This is a genomic window from Rhizomicrobium sp. (genome assembly GCF_056722145.1).
This window is the reverse complement of record NZ_JBWZET010000065.1, coordinates 1-25,461: the sequence shown is the minus strand read 5'-3', so window position 1 is coordinate 25,461 and position 25,461 is coordinate 1. Positions and strand designations below refer to the sequence as shown.

25 protein-coding genes and 2 tRNA genes are annotated in these 25,461 nt (G+C 65.5%); 13 read left to right on the top strand and 14 right to left on the bottom strand.

From position 1 onward, the window contains the following. Nucleotides 1-6: 6 nt before the first annotated feature. Nucleotides 7-957 (top strand): hypothetical protein, encoded by a 951-nt coding sequence (locus AC1P6P_RS03670; protein WP_481401080.1) that lies wholly within the window; start codon nucleotides 7-9, stop codon nucleotides 955-957. Here the strand turns inward: AC1P6P_RS03670 and AC1P6P_RS03665 are convergent. The 5 genes from AC1P6P_RS03665 to rpmI all read right to left on the bottom strand — a co-directional run bounded on the left by AC1P6P_RS03665 (nucleotide 926) and on the right by rpmI (nucleotide 6,286). After that, nucleotides 926-2,092 (bottom strand): MFS transporter, encoded by a 1,167-nt coding sequence (locus tag AC1P6P_RS03665; RefSeq protein ID WP_481401079.1) that lies wholly within the window; start codon nucleotides 2,090-2,092, stop codon nucleotides 926-928. The two genes, AC1P6P_RS03670 and AC1P6P_RS03665, sit on opposite strands and share 32 nt — an antisense overlap. 50 nt (nucleotides 2,093-2,142) lie before the next feature. Beyond that, a complete protein-coding gene (gene pheT, locus AC1P6P_RS03660; RefSeq protein ID WP_481401078.1) occupies nucleotides 2,143-4,527 on the bottom strand; it encodes a phenylalanine--tRNA ligase subunit beta in 2,385 nt (794 codons plus the stop codon). Beyond that, on the bottom strand, nucleotides 4,524-5,600 hold the full coding sequence (gene pheS, locus AC1P6P_RS03655; RefSeq protein ID WP_481401077.1) for a phenylalanine--tRNA ligase subunit alpha: 1,077 nt from the start codon (nucleotides 5,598-5,600) through the stop codon (nucleotides 4,524-4,526). The genes pheT and pheS overlap by 4 nt, the downstream gene beginning before the upstream one ends. Nucleotides 5,601-5,725: 125 nt before the next feature. Beyond that, a complete protein-coding gene (gene rplT / locus AC1P6P_RS03650; protein ID WP_481401076.1) occupies nucleotides 5,726-6,076 on the bottom strand; it encodes a 50S ribosomal protein L20 in 351 nt (116 codons plus the stop codon). Between the two features lie 3 nt (nucleotides 6,077-6,079). Further along, the gene (rpmI, locus tag AC1P6P_RS03645; protein WP_481401075.1) at nucleotides 6,080-6,286 is read right to left on the bottom strand and encodes a 50S ribosomal protein L35; all 207 of its coding nucleotides are present in this window, start codon (nucleotides 6,284-6,286) and stop codon (nucleotides 6,080-6,082) included. A 307-nt stretch (nucleotides 6,287-6,593) separates the two neighbouring features. On the opposite strand from rpmI, the gene mscL reads away from it, so the two are divergent. From mscL to AC1P6P_RS03630, 3 genes are all read left to right on the top strand, one after another. Continuing rightward, a complete protein-coding gene (gene mscL / locus AC1P6P_RS03640) occupies nucleotides 6,594-7,001 on the top strand; it encodes a large conductance mechanosensitive channel protein MscL (protein WP_481401074.1) in 408 nt (135 codons plus the stop codon). Nucleotides 7,002-7,064: 63 nt separating this feature from the next. Then, complete coding sequence (locus AC1P6P_RS03635) at nucleotides 7,065-8,378, top strand: hypothetical protein (protein WP_481401073.1); 1,314 nt, start codon at nucleotides 7,065-7,067, stop codon at nucleotides 8,376-8,378. A gap of 14 nt (nucleotides 8,379-8,392) precedes the next feature. Then, the gene (locus AC1P6P_RS03630; protein WP_481401072.1) at nucleotides 8,393-8,857 is read left to right on the top strand and encodes a GAF domain-containing protein; all 465 of its coding nucleotides are present in this window, start codon (nucleotides 8,393-8,395) and stop codon (nucleotides 8,855-8,857) included. A 222-nt stretch (nucleotides 8,858-9,079) separates the two neighbouring features. On the opposite strand, the gene AC1P6P_RS03625 is transcribed toward AC1P6P_RS03630, so the two are convergent. The 7 genes from AC1P6P_RS03625 to AC1P6P_RS03595 all read right to left on the bottom strand — a co-directional run bounded on the left by AC1P6P_RS03625 (nucleotide 9,080) and on the right by AC1P6P_RS03595 (nucleotide 17,118). After that, on the bottom strand, nucleotides 9,080-10,123 hold the full coding sequence (locus tag AC1P6P_RS03625; RefSeq protein WP_481401071.1) for a LacI family DNA-binding transcriptional regulator: 1,044 nt from the start codon (nucleotides 10,121-10,123) through the stop codon (nucleotides 9,080-9,082). Between the two features lie 52 nt (nucleotides 10,124-10,175). Then, on the bottom strand, nucleotides 10,176-11,558 hold the full coding sequence (locus AC1P6P_RS03620; RefSeq protein ID WP_481401070.1) for a hypothetical protein: 1,383 nt from the start codon (nucleotides 11,556-11,558) through the stop codon (nucleotides 10,176-10,178). A 103-nt stretch (nucleotides 11,559-11,661) separates the two neighbouring features. Then, a tRNA-Arg gene (locus AC1P6P_RS03615) sits at nucleotides 11,662-11,738 on the bottom strand. Between the two features lie 66 nt (nucleotides 11,739-11,804). Then, on the bottom strand, nucleotides 11,805-14,036 hold the full coding sequence (locus AC1P6P_RS03610) for a CHASE2 domain-containing protein (RefSeq protein ID WP_481401069.1): 2,232 nt from the start codon (nucleotides 14,034-14,036) through the stop codon (nucleotides 11,805-11,807). 141 nt (nucleotides 14,037-14,177) lie between these two features. Continuing rightward, nucleotides 14,178-14,972, bottom strand: coding sequence for a metal ABC transporter permease (locus AC1P6P_RS03605; RefSeq protein WP_481401068.1), 795 nt, complete (start codon nucleotides 14,970-14,972; stop codon nucleotides 14,178-14,180). After that, nucleotides 14,962-15,690, bottom strand: coding sequence for an ATP-binding cassette domain-containing protein (locus tag AC1P6P_RS03600; protein WP_481401067.1), 729 nt, complete (start codon nucleotides 15,688-15,690; stop codon nucleotides 14,962-14,964). The genes AC1P6P_RS03605 and AC1P6P_RS03600 overlap by 11 nt, the downstream gene beginning before the upstream one ends. A 9-nt stretch (nucleotides 15,691-15,699) precedes the next feature. Next, nucleotides 15,700-17,118 (bottom strand): nitrilase-related carbon-nitrogen hydrolase, encoded by a 1,419-nt coding sequence (locus AC1P6P_RS03595; protein WP_481401066.1) that lies wholly within the window; start codon nucleotides 17,116-17,118, stop codon nucleotides 15,700-15,702. Nucleotides 17,119-17,166: 48 nt separating this feature from the next. Between AC1P6P_RS03595 and AC1P6P_RS03590 the strand changes: the two genes are divergently transcribed. Further along, the gene (locus AC1P6P_RS03590) at nucleotides 17,167-17,865 is read left to right on the top strand and encodes an alpha/beta fold hydrolase (RefSeq protein WP_481401065.1); all 699 of its coding nucleotides are present in this window, start codon (nucleotides 17,167-17,169) and stop codon (nucleotides 17,863-17,865) included. On the opposite strand, the gene AC1P6P_RS03585 is transcribed toward AC1P6P_RS03590, so the two are convergent. Beyond that, a complete protein-coding gene (locus AC1P6P_RS03585) occupies nucleotides 17,855-18,283 on the bottom strand; it encodes a hypothetical protein (protein WP_481401064.1) in 429 nt (142 codons plus the stop codon). The two genes, AC1P6P_RS03590 and AC1P6P_RS03585, sit on opposite strands and share 11 nt — an antisense overlap. 94 nt (nucleotides 18,284-18,377) lie before the next feature. Here AC1P6P_RS03585 and AC1P6P_RS03580 point away from each other — a divergent pair, with 94 nt between their 5' ends. The 8 genes from AC1P6P_RS03580 to AC1P6P_RS03545 all read left to right on the top strand — a co-directional run bounded on the left by AC1P6P_RS03580 (nucleotide 18,378) and on the right by AC1P6P_RS03545 (nucleotide 24,931). After that, nucleotides 18,378-19,535 carry a PQQ-dependent sugar dehydrogenase gene (locus AC1P6P_RS03580; RefSeq protein WP_481401063.1) on the top strand — a complete coding sequence of 386 codons (1,158 nt, stop codon included), beginning with the start codon at nucleotides 18,378-18,380 and terminating at the stop codon, nucleotides 19,533-19,535. After that, nucleotides 19,532-20,689, top strand: a complete 1,158-nt coding sequence (locus AC1P6P_RS03575) for a PQQ-dependent sugar dehydrogenase (protein ID WP_481401062.1) — start codon at nucleotides 19,532-19,534, stop codon at nucleotides 20,687-20,689. The genes AC1P6P_RS03580 and AC1P6P_RS03575 overlap by 4 nt, the downstream gene beginning before the upstream one ends. A 137-nt stretch (nucleotides 20,690-20,826) precedes the next feature. Beyond that, a tRNA-Ala gene (locus tag AC1P6P_RS03570) sits at nucleotides 20,827-20,902 on the top strand. A gap of 268 nt (nucleotides 20,903-21,170) precedes the next feature. Further along, entirely contained in the window at nucleotides 21,171-21,497 is a 327-nt protein-coding gene (locus AC1P6P_RS03565) for a YggT family protein (protein ID WP_481401061.1), read from the top strand. Nucleotides 21,498-21,500: 3 nt separating this feature from the next. After that, nucleotides 21,501-21,803 carry a DUF167 family protein gene (locus tag AC1P6P_RS03560; RefSeq protein ID WP_481401060.1) on the top strand — a complete coding sequence of 101 codons (303 nt, stop codon included), beginning with the start codon at nucleotides 21,501-21,503 and terminating at the stop codon, nucleotides 21,801-21,803. Continuing rightward, nucleotides 21,800-22,684 carry a bifunctional methylenetetrahydrofolate dehydrogenase/methenyltetrahydrofolate cyclohydrolase FolD gene (gene folD / locus AC1P6P_RS03555; protein WP_481401059.1) on the top strand — a complete coding sequence of 295 codons (885 nt, stop codon included), beginning with the start codon at nucleotides 21,800-21,802 and terminating at the stop codon, nucleotides 22,682-22,684. Before AC1P6P_RS03560 ends, folD begins: the two co-directional genes overlap by 4 nt. 328 nt (nucleotides 22,685-23,012) lie before the next feature. Next, a complete protein-coding gene (locus AC1P6P_RS03550) occupies nucleotides 23,013-24,350 on the top strand; it encodes an ActS/PrrB/RegB family redox-sensitive histidine kinase (RefSeq protein ID WP_481401094.1) in 1,338 nt (445 codons plus the stop codon). Nucleotides 24,351-24,400: 50 nt separating this feature from the next. Beyond that, the gene (locus AC1P6P_RS03545) at nucleotides 24,401-24,931 is read left to right on the top strand and encodes an ActR/PrrA/RegA family redox response regulator transcription factor (RefSeq protein WP_481401058.1); all 531 of its coding nucleotides are present in this window, start codon (nucleotides 24,401-24,403) and stop codon (nucleotides 24,929-24,931) included. Between the two features lie 69 nt (nucleotides 24,932-25,000). On the opposite strand, the gene AC1P6P_RS03540 is transcribed toward AC1P6P_RS03545, so the two are convergent. Further along, nucleotides 25,001-25,426 carry an MmcB family DNA repair protein gene (locus AC1P6P_RS03540; protein ID WP_481401057.1) on the bottom strand — a complete coding sequence of 142 codons (426 nt, stop codon included), beginning with the start codon at nucleotides 25,424-25,426 and terminating at the stop codon, nucleotides 25,001-25,003. Between the last annotated feature and the right edge of the window lie 35 nt (nucleotides 25,427-25,461).

Sequence of the window (25,461 nt, the reverse complement as noted above, 5' to 3'; positions counted from 1 at the left end):
AAGGTCATGTGGAAAGCCGCCGCCCTGGCGCTCGTCCTGGCGACGGGCGCCGCCCATGCCGAGGCCGATGCCTTTCTCGGCAATTGGAAAAATCCCGATTGGAAGGCTTCGGGGTTGATGCATGTCGCCATCAGTCCCAATGGCGGCAATCGGGTCGACGTGCGCGCCTATGGCGATTGCCATCCGATGGAATGCGACTGGGGCCTCGTCCAGGGCAAGGTCTATTACGCCGGACCGCAGTCGAACGACGTCGCGGTAATCATCGCCACTTTTCACTACGGCTATGCCCACCGCCAGGTGACGTTCAAGAAAGGCCCGGACGGCCAGCTTCAGTTCGAAATGGCCACCATCTTCGACGACAATTCCGATCGCCGTGATTTCGTCTCGGGCGGGATGCTCAAGCCCACCACCTGGGTCGGTCCGATCGGTCCGACCTGGCAGGCCGAGCCGGGACTGCAGACCGGCTGGGGCGGCGGCGCCCGCAGCGGCTTGGCTCCGCCCCCGCAGGAAGACTGCACCGTCATCGGGTCGACGGCGGTTCGTGCCGTTCAGGAAGGCGGCAATTGGGTGGTGAAAGCGGGCGGCAAGACACTGGTTACGACCGCCAAGGACGCGGCCGCGGCCCAGCTCGCCGAAGCGGCGTTCCATCATTATCGCTTCGACCGGCTTTGTCGCGCCGGCGGCGAGTGGAAACCGTATTGGCGCACGCAGCAGGGCTTCGGCAGCGACCGCATGGGCGGGGTCTATTGTCTTTCGTTCCACGCCACCACGGCGCACGTCGTACGTTCGAACAATTCCTGGAACGTCGTCGACGGCGCCACCACGCTGGTTGAACTCGGGCCGTTCCGGGCGCAAGCCGACGCGCTGCTCGGCATGATCCGCGCCCATCGGTTGACCGGGGAATGCTTCATCGGCTCACCCGACATCATGACGTTCTGGCTGGCTGAGCCGAAATAGCGGTCCACAAGGGGATCATCGCGGCGAGTTGCGCGGCTGTTGCCAGCGCGACGAGGCCGGCCAGCGAGACATCATAGAGCGCGCCCAACACCGCACTGCCGGCAAACCAGGCGGCGCCAAACAGCGCGGTGAAAATTCCATAAGCGCGGGCCCGCGCATGCAACGGCACCAGCGAGGCGACCCCGGCGCTCATCACCGCTTCATGGACGCCGAGCGCCGCACCCCACGCCAGCTTCGCCATGAGGGCGCCCCACCAGCCGCCGAAGAAGGCGAGCGGCGCCACCAAGAGCCCGATCAGGATGCCGCCATAAACGACCTTGAGGCCGGCGCGATCGAACCAGCGGCCGAAGAGCAACGAGGCGGCACCGTCGGAAAGCATGGCAGCAGCATAGACGAGGGCGATATCCTCGCCGCCGAGAACGCCGGTTTTGCCGAAGTGAAACGACATCAAGGTGAAATCGGCAAAACCGAACGCGATCAGCGCGCTCGCCGTCGCATAGAACCAGAAGGCGCGCGGCAAGGCGTGGCTCGGTGGCGCATCGTGCGGGCGTTCGATCTGTCCGAGAGCGCCATGCTTGAGGCGCACGGCAACGACCAGCGCCACCGTGGTCAGCGAGGGAATGACCAGCCAGGCAAAAGCGGTGCGGTAATCGCCATGCCGCGCCAGCACCCCGGCGGCGATCAGCGGTCCGGCCACGGCACCAGCCTGATCGAGCGCCTCGTGCAGACCGAAGGCCCAGCCATGGCCGATGGTTTCGCCGGCGCGCGACAGCATGGCATCGCGGGCGGGATTGCGGATCGCTTTGCCGGCCCGTTCGACGATGATCAGCGCGGCGGCAACCCACCAATTGCCCGCCAGCGCCATCATCGGCACTGCCGCCATCTGCACGACATAGCCGGTCAACGTGATCGGCCAATAGGCCCGGGTCGAATCGGCCAAGCGGCCGGAGAACAGGCGCAGCAGATAGCCGGCGAGTTCGCCGCTACCGGCAATCAGCCCGACGGCAAGGCCGCTGGCGCCAAGGCTGGCAAGGAACGGCCCGGCAATGCCGCGCATGCCTTCATACGACATGTCGGCGAACAGGCTGACGATGCCGAAGGCGACGACGAACGACAGGGCTTGGCGATAAGTCATGGCGCACCGGAAATAAGGCAAATCCGATGCGCCATTATGACAGGTTTGGTCTAGGCCCGCAGGGTGCCGCCGGTGGCTTTGGCGACGGCGGCGACGATCTTCTGGCCAACGGCTTCGATCTCGGTGTCGGTCAGGGTCTTGTCCTTGGGCTGCAGCCGCACCGTGATGGCGAGCGACTTCTTGCCTTCGGGAACGCCTTTGCCTTCGTAAAGGTCGAACACCGTCACCGTCTCGATCAGAACGCGCTCGGCCGTCTTGGCGGCCTTGACGATTTCATCGGCGGAAACGTTGGCATTGACGACAAACGCGAAATCGCGCTCCACCGCCTGATAGGGCGAAGCGGCAAAGCTGGTTTTCTTCGGCTTCGATTCCGGAATGGCGTCGAGGACCAGCTCGAACGCTGCCACCGGGCCGGTGAGGTCGAAGGCGGCGACGATTTTCGGATGCAGTTCGCCGAACACCGCCAGCACCTTCGGGCCGAGCGCCAGGGTGCCGGAGCGGCCCGGATGATACCAGCCGGGCGCTGCCGCCCTGATCGGGGCGGACATTGCCGCGCCCATCGCCGCTTCCAGCGTCGCCAGCACGTCGGCCTTGACGTCGAAAGCGTCGGCGGGGTGGCTGGCTTTGGTCCAGGTGCGCACCCCGGCGCCGATCCGGATGCCGGCAGCGACCGTCTGCTGGCCGCCGGGCAAGCCCGACTGGAACGCGGCGCCGATCTCAAACAAATTGAAGTCGAGGAAGCCGCGGGACTGATTGCGTTGGGCGGCCGCCAGCAGGGACGGCAGCGGCGAGGGACGCAGCGCATCCATCTCGGCGGCAATCGGATTGGCGATCTGGCGGATTTCGTCGCCACCACCGAACAGCGCCGCATGGGCGCGCGGAATGAAGGAATAGGTCACCGCTTCGTTGAAGCCGCGCGACGCCAGTACCCGGCGAATGAGGCGGCGACGCTTTTGCGACGACGTCAGCACCGGACGGGCGATGGCGTTGGGCCGGCTCATCGGTGCCGACGGCACATGCTCGAGGCCGTAGATGCGCACGACTTCTTCCACTAAATCGGCGGCGCCATCGACATCGCTGCGCCACGACGGCGGGGCGACTTTCCAGGCGTCACCGTCTTCGCGCACGGCAAAGCCGAGATAATTGAGGATTTCGACAATGCGGTCGTTCTCGACCTTGAGACCGCCGATGCGTTCCACCTTTTCCGGCGTGAACGCGATTTCGCGCCGCCAGGACGGCACCGACCCGGCCACCACCACATCGGACGCCTCGCCACCGCACCAGTCGAGGATCAGCCGGGTCGCCAGTTCCAAACCGGGCACGACGAATTCGGGATCGACGCCGCGCTCGAAGCGATAGCGCGCGTCGGAATTGAGCTGCAGCTTCCTGCCCGTGGCGGCAACGCTGACCGGCTCGAACCAGGCGGACTCCACGAACACATTGGTGGTCGCCTCGGTGCAGCCGGTGTCTTCGCCGCCCATCACGCCACCAATGCCGCGCGCCGCGACGTCGTCGGCGATGACGCACATCTCGGTATCGAGCACGTAGGTCTTGCCGTCGAGCGCGACGAGGGTTTCGCCGGCCTTGGCAAGCCGGGCCTGCATGTTGCCGGTCAGCTTGTCGGCATCGAAGACATGCAGCGGCCGGCCGCGGTCGTGGCTGATCAGATTGGTGACATCCACCAATGCACTGATCGGCCTCAGACCGATCGCCTTCAGCCGCTCTTGCACCCACTCCGGCGAGGGACCGTTTTTCACGCCTTTGATGAAGCGTCCGGCGAACAGCGGGCAAGCCGGCTTGCCGGCGAAATTGAGCGCTATGGTTTTCGGCGAGGGGAATTTGCCCTTCACCGTTTCCACCGCGGGCGTCCTCAGTTTGCCGAGCCCGGCCGCAGCGAGATCGCGCGCTACGCCCCAGACGCTGGTGCAGTCGCCGCGGTTCGGCGTAATGGAAATATCGATCACCGGATCGGTGAGGCCGAGCGCGGTCGCCGCGGGGGCACCGATTTCGGCATCGGCGGCAAGTTCGATGATGCCGTCGTGATCGTCGGAAATGAGCAGCTCGCGCCCCGAACACATCATGCCGCGGGATTCGACGCCGCGAATGGTGCCGATCTTCAGCGCTTCGCCGGACACCGGAATCACCGTGCCGGGCCGCGCAAACACCACCTTGATGCCGGCCCGCGCATTGGGAGCGCCGCAAACGACTTGTACGGGCTCCTTGCCGCCGGCGTCCACCGAACACAGGTGCAGGCGATCGGCGTTGGGATGCTTGTCGGCGGTGATGACGTAGCCGACGACGAAATCCTTCACCCGGGCGCCGGCGTCTTCCACAGCTTCGACTTCGAGGCCAATGGCGGTCAGCTTGTCGGCAATGGTTTGAACGTCGGCCTCGGTGTCGAGATGATCTTTCAACCAGGAAAGCGGGAATTTCATCGGGAAAGCCCTCCATCCAGGGTCGGCAGATCGAGCGCGGCGAAGCCATAGGCCCTCAGCCAGCGCAAATCGGATTCGAAGAACGAGCGGATGTCGGGAATGCCGTATTTCAGCATGGCGAGACGGTCGATGCCGCCGCCGAAGGCGTAGCCCTGGTATTTCGAACTATCGATGCCGCAGTTTTCCAGCACCCGCGGATTGACCATGCCCGAGCCGGCGACTTCCAGCCAGTCGCTGCCGGTGCCGAACTTGATCTGGCCGCCGGAACGATCGCAGCGGATATCCCATTCCAGACTCGGCTCAGTGAAAGGGAAATAGCTGGGGCGGGCGCGGAGCTCGACCTTCTCGACTTCGAAGAACGCCTTGTAGAATTCCTCCAGCACCCATTTGAGATGGCCGAGATGGGTCACCTCGTCGATCACCAGGCCTTCGTACTGATGGAACATCGGCGAATGGGTGGCATCCGAGTCGACGCGATAGGTGCGGCCCGGCGAGATGATGCGGATCGGCGGTTTGCTCGCCAGCATAGTGCGGACCTGCACCGGCGAGGTGTGGGTCCGGAGCACATGCTGCGAACCGTCGGCCTGCTTCGCCACATAGAACGTGTCGTGCATCTGGCGCGCCGGATGATCGGGCGGGATGTTGAGCTTGGTGAAATTGTAGTCGTCGAATTCGACGTCGGGGCCTTCGGCGACGGCAAAGCCGAGATCGGCGAAGATCGCCACCACTTCGTCGAACACCTGCGAAACCGGATGGATCGAGCCGGTCGATTCCGGGCGCACCGGCAAGGTGATGTCGACGCGCTCCGCCACCAGGCGGGCATTGAGGGCTGCATCCTCGAGGTCGATCTTCTTGGCGGCGATCGCCTTCTGGATGCGATCGCGCACGCCGTTGAAGGCGGGACCGTTGAGCTTCTTCTCGTCCGCGCTCATGGCGCCGAGCGATTTCAGAAGATCAGAAATGGTGCCCTTCTTGCCGAGGGCGGCAACGCGCACCGCGTCCAGCGCCGCTTCATCGGCAGCGCTGGCAATGCTGGCAAGGATGTCCCGTTCGAGGGCGGTGATATCGGTCATGTCGTATCCCTTCGAATCCGTTTGATCACGCTGATCCCTGATTGCCAAGAACGCTTTTCGACCAAACGAAAAAACCCGGCAAAGCGACATGGCTCTGCCGGGTTCTTTGGTTCCAGAAATGGAATTTAGGCGGCCTTCGCCTGGTCCACCAGAGCCTTGAACGCGGCGGGCTCGGACACGGCGAGTTCGGCCAGGACCTTGCGGTCGACGACGATCTCCGCCTTGGCGAGCAAGGCGATAAACTGCGAATAGGTCAGGCCGAATTCACGGACCGCGGCGTTGATGCGCTGGATCCAGAGGGCGCGGAAATTCCGCTTCCTGAGCTTGCGGCCGATGTAGTTGTGCTGCAGCGAACGATCGACGGCGGCGTTGGCGACCGTGATGGTGTTCTTGCGGCGGCCATAGAAGCCTTTGGCGGCCTTGAAAACGCGCTTGCGGCGCAGACGGCTGGGTACGGCGCGAGGGGCACGAGACATGGATCAGACTCCTCCGCCATACGGCATCCAACGCTTGACGCGCTGGGTTTCAGACGACGACAGAACCGAGGTGCCGCGCAGGGTGCGGGTGCGTTCCGGCGTGTTGGAAATCAAACGGTGGCGTTTGCCGGCCTGGCCGGTCTTGACCTTGCCTTTCGCCGTGAATTTGAAGCGCTTTTTGGCGCCCGATTTGGTCTTCATTTTGGGCATTTCGGTCTCCTTGGGACGATCGTCCCGGTTTCCATTCGGAGCCGCCACGGCATGCCCTTTACGCCGGTCGGCTCGGAAAGAGGGGGCGTCTTATACGAATCAAGCGCCGGAACGCAAGACCAGCGCCGATTTCGCCCGCATTGGCCGAGTCTTAACGTCCCGGCGGGCGCGGTCGCTTCGACAAGGGCTTAACCATTTAGGGGTGTGGTGGCGCCCGCACCACCGAGGCGCGATTGGGTGGGCCGAAATCTCTTGCAGCACGGGTGGAGAGCCGGCACCATTCGCGACTGCTTATTGGGAACGCTCCATGTTCAAGGAATTTCGCGCCTTCGCCCTCCGCGGCAATGTCGTCGATCTCGCCGTCGGTGTGATCGTCGGCGCCGCCTTCACCTCGATCGTCAACTCGCTGGTCAAGGACATCATCACCCCGCCTCTGGGCCTGATCACTGGCGGGCTCGATTTCACCAATATTTTCATCGTCTTGAAGGGCGGCCACTTTGCCACCTTGGCGGATGCCGCCAAGGCCGGCGCGGTCACCCTCAATGTTGGCATTTTCCTCAATGCCCTGATCAGTTTCCTGATCGTCGCCTTCGTGCTGTTCCTGATCGTGCGCTCGGTCAACCGGCTGTTCGCCAAGCCGGCCGCGCCCACCGCTCCGACCGAAGACGTCGTGCTGCTGCGGGAAATCCGCGACCTGCTCAAACAGAAGCCCTGATAACCCTGGCTTGATTCACCCTTGCCCGGCGCGTAGGCACACCTGCCACATCGGGGGCGCTTCGTGACGCCGTCTTCTTCTCGCATCGACGCCGGGCTGTGGGCCTTGGGGGCGGCTGCGGCGGTGTTTGCCGCCGTGGTGATGGTGCCCGCCGTGCTCGCCGGGGGCGACCTTTACTGGCATATCGCGGCCGGGCGCTGGATGATGGACAACCAGCAGATCCTGCGCATCAACCTGTTCTCCTACACCCATGCCGGGGATACCTGGACCAACCAGGACTGGCTCGCCGAACTGGCGCTGGCCGGGGCCTATGTCACCACCGGCTGGAGCGCGGTTCTGGCGCTTGCTGCCGCGGCCGCCGCCGCCAGTGTGGGGCTCTTGGCGCTGTTCCTGGCGCGCGGCCGGCGGGCGGCTGTGACCGCGATCTGGCTGGGGCTCGCCTTGGTTGCCGGAGCCGGGACGGTGCAGGCGCTGCCGTTCCTGTTGGCGCTGCCGTGTCTGATCGCCTGGACCGGAGTCTTGAGCGAGGCCAAAGAGCCGCCGATGAAGCTGCTGCCGGTGATGCTGGTATGGGCGAACCTGTCAGCTACCTTCGTCATCGGTTTGGGGCTGGTAGTCGTGATGGCGGCGGAACAAATCCTCGCGGCGCGCGAGAACCGGCTGGCGACCGCCCGCGCCTGGGCGGTGTTTGCCGGCTTCGCGCTCGTTTTATGCCTCGTGACCCCGACCGGCGTGTTCGGTCTGGCGCACGCGATCCGGACGCTGGTGACCCCCGGCCCGGTGGAAAGCCTGGTGCCGCTGATCGTCGGCTTGCCGGCGGTGGCGATGCTGCTGCCGCGCCAGCCGCTGCGCGCCGCTTTGGTGGCCGTACTCTTTGCCGTCGCACTGATGCACGCCCCAGTGCGGCTGATGTTTGCCGCTGCCGCACCGCTGCTGGCCGCCGGTCCCCGCAGCGACGCGCCACTGTCGTTCGCCTGGCGCCCGCTCGCTGCCCTGGTGGTGCTGGTGCTGGGGGCGACGGGCGTGCGCCTGATGCTGCCCTTGCACCGCGGCGACGATGCGTTCACGCCGCAATCCGCGCTCGCCGCCGTGCCGGCCGCGCTGCGCCATCAGCCGGTGCTGAATGACCGCGATTTCGGCGGCTTTCTCATTTTCCGCGAGGTCAAGCCCTTCATCGACGGCCGCCCGATCTATGCCTCCGCATTCCGCCGCAGCGCCAGCGATCCCGCCTTGCTCGCCGCGACGCTGGCGCGCTACCACGTCCGCTGGACGATCCTGAAGCCCGATGCCGCCAAGACGATGGACGGTGTCGCCGGATGGCATCGGATTTATGCGGATCAATGGGCCGTCGTGCATGTGAAACGCGACGCGCCGTGACAGCGACGCGGGACATGACGGACACAAAACAAGCGCTCTACCACGACCTTCTGTTGCAGGCCCAAGGCCTGATGACCGGCATCTCGGACCCGATCGCCAACGCCGCCAATCTGTCGGCGCTGATCTGGTACGGTCTCGCCGATCTCAACTGGGCCGGGTTCTATTTGCTCAAGGATGGCGAACTGCTGCTGGGCCCGTTCCAGGGCAAGCCCGCCTGTGTGCGCATTGCGCTGGGCCAAGGCGTCTGCGGCAGCGCGGCGGCAGCGAAAAAGACGCTGATCGTGCCCGACGTGCACGCCTTCGAAGGCCACATCGCCTGCGATAGCGCCTCCAATTCGGAAATCGTTGTGCCGTTGATCCGGGCGGGCGTCGTCATGGGAGTGCTCGATCTCGACAGCCCGCGGCTCGGCCGGTTCGATGCCGAGGATGGCGCCGGGCTCGAGGCGCTGGCGGCGGCCTGGGTGGCGATGAGCGCCTGAAGTTCTCTGGACAAAAGAAAAGGGCGGCGCTCGGGCCGCCCAAGTCCAGGGAGGAGTGACCAGCACTCACAAAGGAGACTCAGCCGATCGGCTGAGGACAGTGCGGACACTATAGCGCAAACGGAGTGCGCTTACCAGGAATTTTGACAGCGCTTTCCTGAAATCTAAGAAAGAACCGTCTCCGCAAGTGCTTGGCGGCAGCGACTCGATATGGGACCGGTCTCAATCGACGCCTTGGGGCGGCACTGTGGATTCGCGCACCACCAGTTCGTGGTCGAGTTGGCGTTCCACCGGCGTGTCGGTGGCGCCGCGCTGGATCAGCATCGAGACCGCAGCCTCGGCCATCTCGCGGATCGGCTGGCGGCAGGTGGTCAGGCGCGGTGACACCACTTGCGCCACCAGCGAATCGTCGAACCCGGCGACCGACAGCTGCTGCGGGATTTTCAGATTGAAGCGCTGCGAGCAGGCCAGCACGGCGGCGGCCATGTCGTCGTTGCCGGCGAAAATCGCGCTCGGCGGGTTTTTCAGCGACAGCAGCTTTTCGCCCGCTTCCAGGCCCGACTGATAGGAGAAAAAGCCCTGGACGCACAATTCCTCGGTCAGCGGAATGCCGGCATGTTCGAGCGCGGCGCGATAACCGGCGAACCGGGCCTGGGCGGCACCATGATTGGGATGGCCCTTGATGAAGCCGATGCGCTTGTGGCCGAGGCCAAGCAGATAGGCGGTCATGTCATACGCCGCCTTGAAATCGTCGATGCGCACGTCCGAGGCGCCGGGCAGGTGCTTTTCCGGGGCGATGCGCACGAACGGGCAATTGGCGCGATTGAGGGCGTCGATCACCGGTTGGGCATCGCACAAGGGCGGCGTGAGGATGACGCCGTGCAGCGAGGATTCGGTCACCAGCGAATGCACCTGACGACCGATGTTGGGATTGGCCGCATCAAGGGATTCGACAATCAGGTGATAGCCCTCTTCGCGGCAGCGCGTCAGCACCCCGACTTGCATCGCCGCGATATAGCCGGCCGACGGATTGTCGTAGAGCAGGCCGATCAGGAACGAGCGCTCGCTGGCGAGGCCGCGGGCGAAAATGTTGGGGCGGTAGGACAGCGCCGTCACCGCCTGCATCACCTTTTCCCGGGTCGCGTCGCTGACATTGGATTGCCGGTTGACGACGCGCGACACCGTCTTGATCGAAACGCCGGCGCGCTTGGCGACATCGTAAATGCTGGCCGGTTTGTCCGGGCGATCGGGGGAGTTTGATTTCACGGTGATCTGGCTTCTGGAAATCGCGGGGAAACGGGCGATGACAACGCTGCCATCATAACCCTCGTCCGCCAAGAAACCAGATACCAATCGCCCCAGGCGTGGGGACCGATAATGGCCGCCGCTGCCCCAGGGTCATGGCCCCCGCGACCACCGCCGCCAGCATCACCGGATAGCCATAGCGCACCTCGCAGGCCTGCGGCAGCAGGAAAAAACTGCCTTCATAGGCAAGGCCGAATGCGGCCAAAAGGAGGGCCTCGCGCGGGCCGGCGAGCACGACCACCACCAGCACCAGGCAATAGAGCAGGGTGCGAAACGTCAGGCTGACCGGCAAAACGGTCATCAGCCGGGCCGACAGCGGGGCGGCGTAGGTTTGGGCGCCGACCGCAGCGGCGGCCGGGCGCGGCAGCCAGGACATTCCCCCGGTCAGCGGCCGGCATTGCCAGATGTCGCCGAGGCCCAAGACTCGGGCAAACGCGGCGCCGCGGTGGGCCAGAAACGCACCCGGCCGCGCCGCCACCGCTGCCCGCCATTGCTGCCACACCACCCAGTCGGGCACATTGTAAAGCTGCCCGAAGACGCCACTCGTCGGGGTGATGCTGCCTTCGTCTTTGGTCTGCCACAGCGTGTCGACCCTCACCGGCGTGTAGCGCGCGATCATCTCCTGTTTGAGGCGGGGAATTTCGACGCCGCGCTGCGCCAACCCGGTCAATGGCGCGGACGGATCGTGGGCGACGATGCCGGCGAGGTCGAAGATCGCCATTTTGCGCAGCGACAGGCTGACGTCACCGGGGCCGGTGTGAACGAACAGCAGTGCCACTGCCGCGGTGACGAGACCGTAGGTGACGGCGATCCCCGCCAGCGCCGCCGCGCCGGTCTTGTGGTCGCGCTCGCGCCACCACAGCAACGCCAGCACCGGCAGGATCAGCCCAAGCTGATAGCGCAGCAGAAAGGCGAGCGTTCCGGCGGCAAGCGCGGCAAACCAGCGGGCGGGAACGCGCCCATCGGCGAGGGCGAAGGCGAGCAAGGTGAGATGGGCGCCGAACACGTCCTTCACCGTCACGCCGGCGCCGGCCAACAGCGGCGGCCATAGCAGCAACATGGCGGCGAAGAGGATCGCGGCCCAGATCGGCGGGCGGTAACGGGCGAGCAGCAGTCCGGCCGCCAGCCACAGCGTCGCCAGTGACAGGGCGGTGTAGAGAGCGGGCCCGCGCACGATGAGGTCGCAGAGCCGCCAGATCAACACCAGGGCGGCGGGATGCTGGGCGTAAAGCCGGGCGGTTTCGGCCTCATGCCAGACGACAATGCCGTCGTAAGGCACATTGCCGGGAAGCTGCAGCGCCAACGCCAGGAGCCAGAACACGCCGGCAATCAGCGCCGCGCCGCGCCCCTTCAACGCCAATCTCACGCCGGGCATCGCATTATCTGGGAGGATCATGCGCCAGCTTAGACAATGGCGGGCATCGCCGCCGAGGGCGGCCACCAAGATTATGGGCGCCACGGCAACGGAAGGGCGTGCGTCAAGGTGGTGAAGGAAAATCTGGCGCACCCGACAGGATTCGAACCTGTGGCCTCTGCCTTCGGAGGGCAGCACTCTATCCAGCTGAGCTACGGGTGCAGACCGGGCCGGCAGCTATAGCCGATCGCTTCCGGCGCCGCAATCAAGCGGGCTAACAGTTTTTGTTCATTGGAGAATAGCGCGGAAGGCGCCGTCCCAATCGGGACCGGGCGGGTTGGCTTCGAAATAGGCGATGCGGGCGAGGTGCAGGTCGTACAGCTTCTGGCTGGCGCCCGACAGCGTCCGGCATTGGGCGATCAGGGCGCGCGCCTTGTGCCACTCCTGGTCGCGCATCGACTGGAAGATGTGGTCGTGGAAGGTGGCCAGGGCGCGAAATTTCGGGCTCGCCCGCATCACCGGATTGCCCAGCATGGCGTAGAGCTTGACCGGGCCATCGTGGTTTTCCACTTCGATATAATCGACTTCGAGGAAGGCAAAGCCGCGTTCGGCCGCCTTGCGGGTGTCTTCGGTGACGATCACGGCGGGGCCGTATTGGCCGGACAGCTGCTGCACTTCGGTGGCGACCACGGCGCAGTCGCCGTTGACCGAATAGGCGGTGCGGCCATGCACCCTGAAGCCGCCGGCGATCGCCGGTCCGGTCGACACACCGACCCCGATTTCCACCGGATCGAGGGCGACGCCGTCGATGCGCCGCTCGTGGGTGATGATCTCGTTGGTTTTGGCGATGGCTTCCATCATGCCCATCGCCGCTTCGCAGGCGTGGACGGCATGTTCGGGATCGTCGAGCGGGGCGTTCCAGAAAGCGGTGAAGCCGTTGGCGGTCAGCTTGTCGATCGCCCCGCCATGCGCCAGCGCCTCGTTGATCAAGGGTTCGAGCACACGCTGGATCAGGCGGGTAAAGGCGGCCGGATCGCCGCGGAACGAGGACGCCAGCTCGGCAAAGCCGCGCACGCCGCAGGCGAGATAGGTAACGGTACGGCTCTCGCCGTCGAGTTTCATCGGCTCGGGACGGCGGGCGATCTGGTCGATCACGCGCGGCGGCAGCACGTCGGTGAAGGCGCGCTTCAAGGCAGAGCGGACCCAGAGAATTTCCACCGTGCGCGCCGCCGCGCCCGTCGCCCACACCGCCCACAGGCCGGCCGACACGCCGAGGGCGTCGAACAGCACATGGTTGCCGCTGTAAAGCCGCCAGGAGACATAGCCGACACCGATGGTAATGAGGACGACCAGACCGGCCGCCCAGCGCACACCCATCCGGGCGAGCATCAGGACGCAGCCGGCCCCGAACAACACCAGACAGAACAGCTCGGCCTGCTCGGCACTCGGCGGACGGCGCAGCACGATGCCGGTGAGCAGGTCTTCGGCCGCTTCGGCATGGACTTCGGCGATCGGACGCAGTCCCAAGGGAGTCGGAATCAGCGCATCGGGGGCGCCGATATAAACGATGGCGTTGCGGACGGCGTCGGGCGGCAGGGTGCCGTCCATCAGCGCCGCCGCGGAAATCATCCGCGCCGAATTGGTCCCGGCATAAGCCAGCCAGATGGCGCCGTCGGGCGTGGTCGCCAGCGGTCCGCGGGCGGTTTCCACCGCCACCACGCCAGGCGGTCCGCCGAACAGGCCGCTCTGGCCGTCGTCGCTTTTGACGGTGAGCGCGGGCTTGTCTTCGGCCAGCCGCAGCACTTCGGCATCGAGGCTCGGCAACGCTTTGTCGCCGAAGCGGAACACCAGCGGCATGCGGCGCACCACGCCATCCGCATCGCGGGCAAGATTGAGGGCCCCGATCCCGGCGCTGACGCGCTGGATCGAGTCGAGCGATCCGGCGGCTCGGTTCGTCGCCGGCACATGGGGCAGCGGATCGCGGCTGCCGTTCCAGGCGACTTGCGATTTCAGCGCCACGTCGGCGGCAGGTTCGTCGCCATCAAGATGGAAGCCGGTCACCGTCTTGACCCCGGCAAAGGCGGCGGTCAGGGCGGTATCGGGCGATGGCAGGTGTTCCAGCGCCTGGCGGGCGGCGTCGTAGCTCGGACCGGGCGGCACCAGGGCGGTGAGATTTCTCGGCGAGGCGGTATCGGGCCGGTCAATGGTGCCGACCAACACCACCACGGAGGCGCCGCGGTTTTTCAACGCGTCGACGATGCCGGCGAGCGTCGCGTGCGGCCACGGCCAGGCGCCGAAGCGGGCGATGGCGGAAGGATCCGCCTCCAACACCTTGACCGGATGGCCGCTGGCGGCGGTGTCCTCGTAAGGGCGGGGCCGGGCGGCGGCCATCGAATCGAACGCCACGCCGCGCAAACGGGTCGCGAGGCCGCCCGCGTCGGTGCCAAGCACCAACAGCGCCAGCATCAGCGTCACCAGCGGCAGCCCCCAAACGGCAAACGGTCGGTCGCGAAATATCATCGAGTCCCCCGGGCGGCAGACCGCCGATGAGATTGATTTATCGCGCCATTTTGCACGAAGCGGAAGCGAAAATTGTGTGAATCGGTTAGCGCGCTTCACCGAAAAGACCGGTTCGCCGTTTCCGATCAGCGGTGAAACCGTCTAGCGCGCGCGAAGCCGGCCGACGAGCGCCGACAGCGCAAACAATCCGCCTGCCGCCAGAACGATGCAGGGTCCGGCCGGGGCATCGCCCAGCAGCGAGGCCGCGAGGCCGAGCGGCGCCGACAGCGCTCCCAACACGGCGGCCCAGATCGCCATCGCTTCCGGGGATTTGGCGAACGGACGGGCGGCGGCGGGCGGAATGATCAGCAGCGCCACGATCAGCAAGGCGCCGACGACTTTCAATCCGAATGCCACCACGATCGCGACCAGGATCAGGAATCCGGTCTGGGCGAGAGGGCTCGCATAGCCTTCGGCGGCAGCGATCGGCCCGCTGGCGGCAACGCGGAGCAGCGGTTTCCAGATCAGCGCGGTCGCCGCCAGCACGAGCAGGCCGACCGCAGCGATGGCGATCAGATCGGTATTGGTCAGCGCCAGCACGTCACCGAACAGATAGCCGAGCAGGTCGGTGCGCACGGTTTCCATCAGCGACAGCACCACGAAGCCCAGCGCCAGACCGATATGGCCGACGATGCCGACATAGGTGCCGGCGGGAATGGTGCGGTCGGGGGCGCGCGCCATCACCAGGGCGGCGACGATGGCGAGCGCGATCGTGCCGATCAGCGCATTGACGCCGAGAAGCAGGCCGAGAGCGGCGCCGAGCAGGCCGATATGCGCCACCGACTCGCCGACATAGGCCATCCGCCGCCACAGGATGAAACAGCCGATCGGGCCGCAGGCCGCGGCGAGAAGACCGGCACCGAGTGCGGCGCGCCACAGGAATGCGTCAATGATCATGGAGGGTGTCGCCGGCCAACGAATGGGCGTGGTCGTGATGATGAGGATAAAGGGTGAGATCGCCGCGGTCGCCGAACAGTTCGATGAAGGCGGGATCTTGCGCCACGGCGTGGGCCTCGCCCTCGCAGCAGATGTGATGGTTGAGGCAGACGACACGGTCGGCCCGTCGCATCACCACATGCAGATCGTGGCTGACCAGAAGGATGGCGCAGCCAAGCTCGTCGCGCAGTTCGGCGATGAGATGATAGAGCGCCGCCTCGCCGGAGACATCGACGCCCGCCAAGGGTTCGTCGAGCACCAGCAGATCGGGTTTGGAGGCAATCGCGCGGGCAAGCTGAACACGGGCAAGTTCGCCGCCCGACAAGTTGGCGAGCTGGCGGTCGTGCGCCTCGGCGATGCCGACCCGCTGCAGCGCGGCAAATCCGGCGTCGTGTCCGGCGAACAGATCGAGATAACGGTGCACGCTCATCGGCAGGCTGGGATCGGGCGCAAATTGCTGCGGCACATAACCGATTTTCAGACCGGGGCGGCGGACGATGTCGCCTTGCACGCGCGTCAGTCCGAGCAGCGCTTTCAGCAGCGTCGTCTTGCCCGAGCCGTTGGGGCCGATCAGGGTGACGATCTCGCGTGGGGCGATGGCGACCGAGACATCGCTGAGAATGGTGAGCCGCCCCGCGACGAGGCAGAGATGGCGGGCGGCAATCAGGGGCTCGGTCATGCGCTCCTCTTACACCGCCCGTTTCGGCGCGGCCACCGCCACGCCGACGAGGAGCAGCGCCATGGCGAGGGCGATCCAGGCCAGCCCGTCGCCGAACTGAGCGTAAGGTGTGCGCCCTGGTCCGCGCGCCACGTCGGCGGTAAGCGTAACCATGCCGGCGCCGGTCGGCTTGGCGGCGATCACCCGGCCATAGGCGTCGCTGACGCTGAGCAGCCCGTTATTGGCGGCGCGCGCCACCGCAAAGCCGTTTTCCACCCCGCGCAAAATGGCCAGGCGCGCATGCCAGGCGCCGTCCTTGCCAAAATCCCACGCCGGCACGGCGTAGAGTGTCGGCGCCAGGATCGCTTCGTCGCGCAGGCTGGCGGGGAAATCCATATCCTTGCACACGGCGAGGCCGGTGAAATCGCTGGTCATGAAACTTTTGCGGCCGGGCTCGAACACCGCTTCCAGGCCGGGGATCAAGTGGCGCTTGGCATAGGGCACCGGATCGGCGCCGTTGGCGAAATAGTAGAGCGCCGCATTCTGGCGCGGCGTGCCGCGCAGATCGAAGCCCATCACCACGGCGGTGCCACCGGCATGGGCGAGATTTTCCAGTTCGGCATTGGCGGCGCCGCGCCATTGCGGCTTCATCACCGCGACGCGCTCGGGAAAGACGATCAGATGCGCGCCTTGGGCGGCGAGCGTGCGGCCGGCGTCGGCATAGGCTTTCACGACCCCAAGGGCGCTGGCTTCGTCTTCTTTGAAGCGCTGCGGCACCAACCGGTCATCGGCGGCAAGCCCGACCGTCAGCGTCGGGGTGGCGGGGGCGGTGGCAATACGGAACGCGCCATAGCCGAGATTGAGCGCCAGGACGGCCACCGCCAGCAATGCGAATTGGCGCTGCTTGGTGGCGGCAAACATTGCCACCGCGGCGGCAACAAGGGCGACGACAAAGGTGATGCCCCACAGTCCGGCGACCGAGGCGATCTGGATCATCCACGGCAGGCTCACCTGGGCATAGGCGGGCGACGAGGCGGCGCCATTAGGACCGAGCGACAATAGATAATCGAACCCGGTCCACAGAAACGCGAAGGCGATCACGGCCGAGACCGGTGTCAGCCGCAGCATGACAAACCGCGCCGCCATAACGGCGAGCGCGAAGCCGAGCGCCGGCACCAGGATGATCTCAGCCAGCACAGGCGGCGGCAAGACTGCGGCATAGGCGGGCAGGATGTTGCAGCTGCCGAGGGCGTAGGCGGCGAATGCCACCAGCAGCCCCGCCCACGCTTTATCGGCGCGCAAGGCGAACCACAGCACCGGCACCGGCGCCAGCACGGCGAGCAGCCACACCACGCCGGGTCCCGGCGCCACCGTGCCGGCAAGGCCCAGGGAGAAATAGATCGCAACGGCGCTGAAGGCGGCGCACAGCCAAGGTGTCAGGCGTGTCATTGGACTTCCGCAGAGGATCGGGTCAGGGTTCGCGAACAGGATGTCATTATGACAGACCCGATCGCCCTCTATCCAGCAGCCGGCTCGTCGCTCGGCTTTTTATCTTGGGCCCGTGAGCTTGTCGCCGGCGCCGCTGCGCGTCTTCAGCCGGCTCCCGCCACCGATGCGGCGTTCAGCGGCGATGGCCATTCGGTGCTGCTGATTCCGGGTTTTTCCAGCAGCGACTGGGCGCTGTTGCACTTGAAACGCTATCTTTCGCGCCAAGGCTACCAGCCGCACACTGCTGGGCTCTGGTACAATCCCGGCCCGATGCCCGCCTTGATGCGGCGGCTGGAAAACCGGCTATTGGTACTGTCGGCCAATGACAAAATCAGTCTGATCGGCGTCAGTCTCGGCGGCGTATTGGCGCGCGATCTGGCCCGGCGTTATCCCGACCGGGTGCGTACGGTCATCACGCTGTGCAGCCCGGTCCGGTTTCCGGTGACGTCGCCCTTGGCGCCGCTGGCGTGGCTGACGGCGCCGCTGCACGATCCCGACTGGGTGGCACGCCGCCACGCCATTGCGGCGCCGCTGCCGCTGCCGGTCACCGCCATTCTTGCCGCCAAAGACGGCGTGGTGTTGCGAGAGGAATGCTGGCTCGAACCGTCGGCGGGCGCCCGCAACGTCATCGTCGAGGCGCGCCATATGACAGTGGAGTGCACCGCGCCGGGATTGGCTGCGGTCGCCGCGGCACTGGCTATTTGTTGAGCCGGATCGCGACTTGCGCCAGCAGCACGCGGGCGCCTTTCTTGCCGAGCAGGCGGTCGGTCACGGCCTGCAGCCGGTCGGCGAGGGCGTCGACGTCGGGCTGGCGATAGGAGCGCACATTGGTCGCGGTGAAACTCATCAGGGCGCGGACATAGCCGTCGCGCAGCTGCGGCATGTCGCGTTCGGCCTTGTCGCGCAGATCCTTGTCGGGCACGTCGATGCCGATGCCGACCATCAAAAGGCCCAGGGGGCGGTTGCCGTCGAGGATGGAGGTGTAGAGCGGGTCCACCATCAGATAGCTTTCGGACTGGGTGATCTTGTGGACCGCCGCTTTCTTGTCCTTCTTGTCTTTTTCGGGCTTGTCGGGTTTTTCGGCGGCCGCGCTTTCGGCCGCGACAGCAGGGGCGGGCACGGCCACGGCCGCCGCCAAAAGAATTGCAGGAAGGAGTGTCCAGCGCATCACCTGATGCGTTTAGACCAACATGGTAAAGTGTTGGTGAACGGGTGTCCTGATGCGCATGCGATGGGTGGCCGCCGTTTGGGCGGCAGTTCTGGTTCCGGCGGGCGCTCAGGAGCAGCCGGGCCAGCGCTTTCAGGTGTTGCCGAACGAGATTCCCGCCCCTTACGCCACCCCCGGCGTCGACAATCATCCCGATACGGTGCCGCGACCGGCCGACACCCGGCCACAGGTGCCGCCAGGGTTCACCGCAGAAGCTTACGTAACGGGCCTTACCCATCCCCGTTTCATGGCGCTGGCGCCGGACGGCGACGTGTTCGTGACCGAAACCAATGCGAACAAGGTGACGGTGATCCACGACGGCAAGCCGGCCGATTTCCTCGCCGGGTTTGACGGCCCCAGCGGCATCGCCTTCCACGATGGCGCCCTTTATGTCGGCGATCTCGTCGCGGTGTGGCGGATCGATCTTGCCACCAAGGCCAAGACTCGCGTCACCAAGGACAGCTTCGGCCACGGCGGCCATTCCACCCGCGACATCGCCTTTGCGCCCGATGGCACGCTGTATCTGGCGATCGGCAGCGCCTCCAATGTCGACGAGGAAAAACCGCCGCGCGCCACGGTGCAGGTGGTGAGCAAGGACGGTCATCTCACGACCTTCGCCGCCGGCACGCGCAACCCGGTCGGCATCGCGTTTCGCGCCAACGCGCTTTTCGTCACCGTCAACGAACGCGACGGGCTCGGCGACGGCCTGCCGCCCGATTACCTGACGCGGCTCGAAAAAGGCGATTTCCTCGGCTGGCCTTATGCCTATATCGGGCCCCATCCCGATCCCGATTACGGTCCCAAGCGCCCCGATCTGGTGGCCAAGACCAAGACGCCCGACGTGCTGTTCCAGGCCCATTCGGCGCCGCTGGCGCTGGTGTTTTATGACGGCGCGCAGTTTCCCGCCGCCTATCGCGGCAACGCCTTCATCGCCCTGCACGGCTCCTGGGATGCCGCCCAGCCGACCGGCTTCAAGGTGGTGCGGGTGACGTTCGCGGCCGGCAAGCCGGAAAACGCCTACGAGAATTTCGTCACCGGCTTCTGGTCCGCCGGGCTCACGCCGCCGAAAGTCTGGGGCCGGCCCGCCGGACTGCTGGTCGACAAGGACGGCAGCCTGCTCATCGCCGACGATGCCGGCGGCACCATCTGGCGCGTGCGCTACGGCAAATGAAGCGGGCGTTGTGGCTCGCCTGTGCGCTTGGATCGGCTTCCGCCGCCGATTTGCCGGGCCAGCATTTTCAAATCGATCCAACCCATCTGGCAAAACCGTTTGCGACCCCGGCCGCCGACAATGGCGGCGCCATGATCGCCCGGCCGAGGGCTGCGGTGCCGTACGTGCCGCCCGGCTTTATCATCGAACCCTATGTCACCGGCCTCACCAATCCGCGCTTCATGGCGCTCGCGCCCGACGGCGTCTTCGTCGCGGAATCGCATGCCAACAAGATCACCCTGATCCGAGATGGGCGCGCCACGCCGTATCTGGCAGGGTTTCACTATCCGCACGGGCTGGCGGTGCGGGATGGCGCGCTTTATGTCGGCGATCTCGAAGCGGTGTGGCGGGTCGATCTGAAAACCAAACAGCGCACCCGCGTGACCAAGGACAGCTTCGGCACCAAGACCTATCACATCACCCGAGACATCGCCTTCGACAGCCGCGGCGCGCTCTACATCGCCATCGGCAGCGCCAATAACGTCGCCGAGGAAGCCCCGCCGCAAGCCACCATTCAGAAGGTTTTTGCCGATGGCCATATGACGACTTTCGCGTCGGGTCTGCGCAATCCGGTCGGCCTGGCATTTCGTCCCGGTACGGACGATCTCTATGTCACTGCGGATGAACGTGACGGCTATGGCGATGCCCTGCCGCCGGATTTTTTCACCGGCGTCGGCCGCGGCGATTTCTTCGGCTGGCCTTATGCCTATGCCGGTCCCCATCCCGATCCCCAGTTTGGCGCCAAGCGTCCCGATCTGGTGACGCAAACCAGGACGCCCGACGTGCTGTTCCCCGCCCATTCCACCGCCCTCGGGCTGGTATTTTATGACGGCACCCAGTTTCCGCCGGAGTACCGCGGCAACGCCTTCGTCGCCCTGCACGGCTCGTGGGATGCCGCCAAACCGACCGGCTACAAGGTGGTGCGGATCGCGTTTCGGGGTGGGCGGCCCGAACCCGGCTACAGCAATTTTGCCACCGGCTTCTGGGCCGGCGGCGAGCATCCGCCCCAGGTCTGGGGCCGCCCGGCGGGCCTGCTGGTCGATCGCGACGGCAGCCTGCTGATCGCCGACGACCAGGGCCGCACCATTTGGCGGGTGCGCTACCGCGGTCGCTGAGGGCGGGGGGTGAAAAGCGATTGCGCGACAAGACGGTTACCGATTTGGCGCAAGTGCCCGCTTGACAGACCGAAGGGGTGCTCCCTACATACGCGCCCCATCCCGACCGCGACGTGGCGGCCCGGGAACCCGGCTAAGGGGCTGTAGCTCAGTTGGGAGAGCGCCTCGTTCGCAATGAGGAGGCCAGCGGTTCGATTCCGCTCAGCTCCACCAGCCTGCCCCGAAGCCGTCTTCGGCGAAGGCGGGCTTTCCCCGGTCAGCGCCGCACCGTCTCAACACACGACGCCCTTCACGCACATCCTCAGCCTGCCGGTTGGCACTGCTTGCAGACTCCGGGCGAAACAGGCTAGGTCCCGCGCGCCCGATCCAGACCGTTTCACCGTTTGTCGGAAACGGTCGACCGGTCTAGCGTTTTTGTTGGTCGCGCTTCATGCCCGAAAACCGGATTCCACTCTTCGGTGAAGCGCTTTAGGAGACTACCATGCCGTTTCAGCCGATGAGCCCGACCGTCCTGATCATCACATTGCTCAGCGGCTTTTTGGAAATCTACAAGCTGATCGTCCTGGTAGCGGTGGTGATGAGCTGGCTGCTCGCCTTCAACGTGGTGAATTACCATAACAATTTCGTGCGCTCGGCGGTTCGGATGCTGGATGCGCTGACCGAGCCGGTGTTCCGCCAGGTGCGCCGCCTGCTGCCGCCGATCGGCGGCATGGATTTTTCGCCGATCCTGGTGTTCGTCATCATCTGGGTGGTGCAGGTCTATGTTTTGCCGCTGCTCGGCAACCTCCTGTTCCCGATCCTGCATTAGCCCATGCGCACGCGCGCCTCGGCCGGCGGCATCAGCTTCGCGGTCCGGTTGACCCCCAAGGGCGGGCGCGATGCGGTGGAGGGCTGGGAAACCGCCTCCGACGGCTCCGAGCATCTGAAATGCCGGGTGCGGGCGGTGCCGGAAGACGGCAAAGCCAATACTGCGTTGATCGACCTGCTGGCCAAGCGATTGGCTGTGCCCAAATCGACGGTGCGGCTTGCCTCGGGCGCCACATCGCGCTTGAAACGGATCGAAATTGCGGGCGATGGCATCCTTCTCGCCGCCCGCCTGGAGGAGCTTCCATGACCGCCTCGATCATCGACGGCAAGGCCCACGCCGCCCGCTTGAAGACCCGCCTGATCGAGGAGACCGCCCGGCTCAAGGCGACACACGGTCTGGTGCCGGGGCTGGCGACGGTCCTGGTCGGCAACGATCCGGCCTCGGAAGTCTATGTCCGCAACAAGAACAAGACTGCCGAAACGCTCGGGTTCAAATCGGTGCATCACCATTTGGCCGAAGACACCAGCGAAGCCGACGTTCTGGCGCTGGTGAAGGATCTCAATGCCGATCGCAGTGTCCATGGCATCCTGGTGCAGATGCCCTTGCCAAAGCAGATCCGCGAACAGGCGGTGCTCGATACCCTCGATCCGGCCAAGGATGTCGACGCCCTGACCCCGACCAATGCCGGGCTGTTGCTGTCGGGCCGCGCCAAGCTGGTGTCGTGCACGCCGGCCGGCATGATGATCCTGCTGCAAGAGACGCTTGGCGCCGTGGCGGGGATGGAAGCCCTGGTGATCGGCCGCTCGCTGTTGTTCGGCAAGCCGGCGGCGCAACTGCTGCTGGCGGCCAATGCCACGGTGACCATGGCCCATTCGCGCACCAAGGACCTCGCGGGCGTATGCCGGCGGGCGGACATCCTGGTGGCGGCGATCGGCAAGCCCGAATTCGTCCGCGGCGACTGGGTGAAGGACGGCGCCACCGTCATCGATGTCGGTATTAATCGTGTGCCCGCTGAGGACGGCAAGTCGAAGCTGGTTGGCGACGTTGCCTTTGCCGAGGCGGCGGAGCGCGCCGGCCATATCACGCCAGTGCCGGGCGGGGTCGGCGCCATGACCATCATCTGTCTGATGCGCAATACGCTGATCGCGGCGAGTGCGCTGGCGGGCCTTCCCACACCGGCCGTGTAGGCGCTAGAATCACTTCTGATTTGCAGTCGCAGAAATTTGGAGTGGGGTTAACTGCGTCCGCCGATTTCGTCCGTATTCCGCCTCGATGACAACGCTGGACACAAATTTGCCAGTTTGCCGCACTAAAGCCCCCACAACCGGTCCGGTAATTGGTCGGATGGCGGGTCGGGTTTCACCCGCTAACCACTGCGCATCATTACGTATTGCACTTCTGGTCGCACCTTAGGCTGATAGAGGCATGGAGAACATGTCGCAGACGGCAGAGACCTCGGAGGGTGAACCCAAGTTCGCCGCACCGCGACCGCTGCCTATCGCTCCGGCCTCCGCCGTGCGCGGCCGGGTGAGACTGAGAACCTTAACCAATCTTCGGTGGATGGCGGCGGGCGGGCAGACGGTTGCGCTGTTCCTGGTCTATTTCGGCTTCCACTATCCGCTGCCGTTCGTGCAGTGCCTGTTCTGCGTTCTGGTCAGCGCCGGGTTGAACCTGGTTCTGGCGTTTCGCTATCCGGTCAGCCACCGCCTCACCAACCGTGAAGCCACCGTCTATCTCGCCATCGACGTGCTGCAGCTGGCAGCGCTGCTCTACCTCACCGGCGGCATCGAAAATCCGTTTGCGCTGATGTTCATCGCGCCCGTCGTGATCGCGGCCTCCACCCTCAATCTCGGCAACACCATGATTCTCGGGGCGATCGCGCTGTTCGCCGCCTCGGTGATTGCGGTCACCCATCTGCCGCTGCCATGGGGCGCCAATCAGAAAGAGATCGTTGTGCTGCCGGCGCTTTATCAGGCCGGGGTGTGGGCCTCGCTGGTACTCGGGATCGGTTTTACGTCGGTTTACGCCTGGCGCATCGCTTCGGAAGGCGCCCGCATGTCGGCCGGGCTCGCTGCCACCCAATTGGCGTTGTCACGCGAACAGCGGCTGTCCACCATCGGCGCCCTGGCGACGGCGGCGGCCCACGAGCTTGGCACCCCGCTCGGCACTATCGCGGTGGTGGCCCACGAACTCGAACGCGCCTTGCCGCCGGGCTCGCCCGAGGCCCAGGACGCGCGCCTGTTGCGCTCGCAGGCTGAGCGCTGCCGCATGATCCTGATGAAGCTGGCCCGTCCCGACGAGCCGATGCTGGGCGGCACGGCGCGGTTGCCGATCTGCGCCCTGCTCGACGATCTCGCCGACCAGTATCGCGACGAGGAACTTGAAATCGTGATTTCTGCGGCGCCCTCCGATCGCGACGAGCCGCAGCCGCAAGTCTGGCGGGCGCCCGAACTGCTGCACGGCCTTGGCAATATCATTGAGAACGCCGCCGATTTTGCCCGCTCGCGGATCAAGATCGAGGCCTCGTGGTCGGCCACCGCGCTGAAGGTGATGGTGGAAGACGACGGTCCCGGCTTTGCTCCCGATATCTATGAAAAGATCGGCGAGCCCTACATCACTTCGCGGCCCGGCGATCACGCCGTGGGCGAGACCGAAATCGGCCCGCCGACCGCCAAGATCGGCAAACATGAGGGCATGGGGCTGGGCTTTTTCATTGCCAAGACCCTGCTGGAACAGACCGGGGGCAGTGTGAAGGCCCTCAACCCTCCCGGCGGCGGAGCGCGCGTGAGCGTGTCGTGGTCGCGCGGATCAATTGACGGCGAGACGGCGCCCGAGCGGGGCGAAGAGGATTGACCCGTCGGTAATCCAGGCCTATGTGCGAACGTGCGTAAGGAAGAAGAACAATGATGGAAGACAAAACACTTTTGATTGTTGAGGACGACCGCCCCTTGCGCGAGCGTCTGGCCCGGGCGATGGAAGCCCGCGGCTTCGTGGTGACGATTGCCGAAGGCGTGGCCGACGGCAAAGCGCGCGCCAAGGAGACTCCGCCGGCCTACGCCGTGGTCGATCTCAAGCTGGAAGATGGTAACGGGCTTGATGTGGTGGAAACGCTGCACACCGTGCGTCCTGACAGCCGCGTCGTGGTGCTGACCGGGTTCGGCAACATCGCCACCGCCGTCGCCGCCGTGAAGTACGGCGCCATCGATTACCTGCCCAAGCCCGCCGATGCCGACGATATCACCGCCGCGCTGCTCGCCGCGCCCGGCTCCAAGCCGAAACCGCCGGAAAACCCGATGAGCGCCGATCGCGTCCGTTGGGAGCATATCCAGCGCGTTTACGAGCTGTGCGGCCACAACGTCTCCGAGACCGCGCGCCGCCTCAACATGCACCGCCGCACCCTGCAGCGGATCCTGGCGAAGCGCAGCCCGCGTTAGTTTTTCTTCCCGTCCTTGCGGCCCGCCGTTTCGAGCACCACGCGCTCCGGCGGGCGCCAGGGCCTTCCCTCACATCGAATTCGTCGTCTCGATTATCTGCGACAGGCGTTCCGCTGCCACGCGCGCAAAGCTCAAGGTCACCGCCTTGCGGCGCGAAGGATGCAGTACCGCGCGAGGGCTCGGGCGCACGATCGCCCCGCCGAAACGGTCGGCAACGATGAGACCGGTGCCGTCCGGCACGTACTCGTCCGGAAAATCGGGCGGGATGGCGAAATAGAACAGCTCGCAGAAATCGAGATACTCGGGCCATTTCTGATCGCCCTTCAAATCCGACACCGCGACCTTGATTTCGACCCCGACCATGGTGCCGTCAGCGCCGAGCGCCGCCACATCCAGCCGCCGCCCATTGGCGAGGGTGAATTCCAGGATCGGCGAATAGCCCTCCTGGATCAAAAGCCGTGAAACCCCGCGCGCAACACCGAGAGCGTTTTCCATGGGTGTATTAGAACGGAGAGGGAACGAGAGGTCAA